The 1,561-nt window shown below is 65.0% G+C and carries 2 protein-coding genes; both read left to right on the top strand.

The window, feature by feature from the left end; genetic code table 11:
- The coding region (locus B4E36_RS04470; RefSeq protein ID WP_345900037.1) for a di-heme oxidoredictase family protein at positions 1-945 on the top strand (945 nt) is incomplete at its 5' end.
- On the top strand, positions 942-1,561 hold a 620-nt coding region (locus B4E36_RS04465; RefSeq protein WP_345900036.1), incomplete at its 3' end, for an imelysin family protein. The genes B4E36_RS04470 and B4E36_RS04465, both read left to right, overlap by 4 nt.

Genomic DNA, 1,561 nt, shown 5'->3' with positions numbered 1-1,561 from the left:
CGGATGACGATCGATTACCGGGAAGAAGACGTCACACTCGGCGATGGCAGCACGGTTTCGCTTCGCCACCCCACCTATGGCGTGGCGGACCTCGCCTACGGCCCGCTTGGCGAGGACACCACGCTCTCGCCGCGCATTGCCAACCCGATGATCGGTCTCGGGTTGGTGCAGGCGATCGAGCCCGCCGATATTCTGGCCCATGCCGACCCCGACGATGCCGATGGCGACGGGGTTTCGGGCCGTCCCAACATCGTCAGCGATACAGTGACCGGCGAAGTCAAGCTCGGCCGCTTCGGCTGGAAGGCGCAGAACGCGACGATCCACGACCAGTCCGTCGGCGCGATGAGCGGCGATATCGGCGTTTCCTCGCCGGATGCACCGAACCCTTACGGCGATTGTTCCGAGGCGGAAGCTGCGTGCCTGGCCATGCCTACCGGCGTTCAGCCACGCCTCGGCGATACCGAAGCGCCCGATCCGGTGATGGAGCTGATCACCTTCTATGCCGAAAACCTCGCCGTCCCCGCACGCCGCGATGTTGATGATCCTGAAGTTCTGCGCGGCAAGCAGGTCTTCTACGAGGCCGGCTGCACCGCCTGCCACGCGCCCAAATTCGTCACCAGCCGCGAGGCGGAAAACCCGGCGCATCGCTTCCAGCTGATCTGGCCCTATTCCGATTTCCTGCTGCATGACATGGGCGAGGGGCTTGCCGACGGTCAGCAGGTGGCGATGGCGAACGGCCGCGAATGGCGCACCGCCCCGCTCTGGGGCAACGGGCTGACGGAAGTGGTCAACGACCATTCCTTCTTCCTGCATGACGGCCGCGCCCGCAACCGCACCGAGGCGATCCTGTGGCATGGCGGGGAAGCGCAAACCGCGCGCGACAATTTCGCCAATGCCGCGAAAGAGGATCGCGACGCGCTGATCAAATTCCTGGAGTCGCTGTGAAACAGTTTATCGCCGCAACCCTCGTCATCCTTTCAGCCGGCAGCGCCGCCGCCATGAACCGGGACGCCGTGCCCGGCGTGCTGGAACAGGCGGTCGATGGCTTCATCCGCCCCGGCTACCAGAATTTCGCCGCCGCCACCGGGACATTGTCGGAGGCCGTCGAGGCCTTTTGCGCCGCCCCGGACGAGACCAGCTATCAGGCCGCAACGGCGGCCTTTGACGAAACGGTCGCGGCCTGGTCCGCGATCGAGATCGTGCGCACCGGCCCGGTGCTGGAGGACCATCGCTTCGAGCGCATTCTCTATTATCCGGACCGCAAGAGCATCGGCCTGAAACAGGTGCAGGCGGCGATCATCGAGCAGGATGAAACCGCGCTCGATCCCGACTATCTGCCGCAGAAAAGCGTGGCGATGCAAGGCCTGCTGGCGCTCGAATTCGTGCTTTACGGCACGCAATATGAGACCATGTTCGAAGCCCCCGACAGCTATCGCTGCCGCTATGGCGAGGCGATCGCGACCAACATGGATCGCGTCGCCGGCGAACTGACCGCCGCCTGGGAGGCGGAGGACGGCGTCGCCGATGCCTGGAAGCATCCCGGCCCCGACAATCCGCTGTT

The sequence above is a fragment of the Martelella sp. UBA3392 genome (genome assembly GCF_002358775.1).
In the GTDB taxonomy this organism is placed as follows: Bacteria; Pseudomonadota; Alphaproteobacteria; order Rhizobiales; family Rhizobiaceae; genus Martelella; species Martelella mediterranea.
The sequence above is the reverse complement of the archived record's forward strand: the minus strand, read 5'-3'. Positions and strand labels throughout refer to the sequence as shown.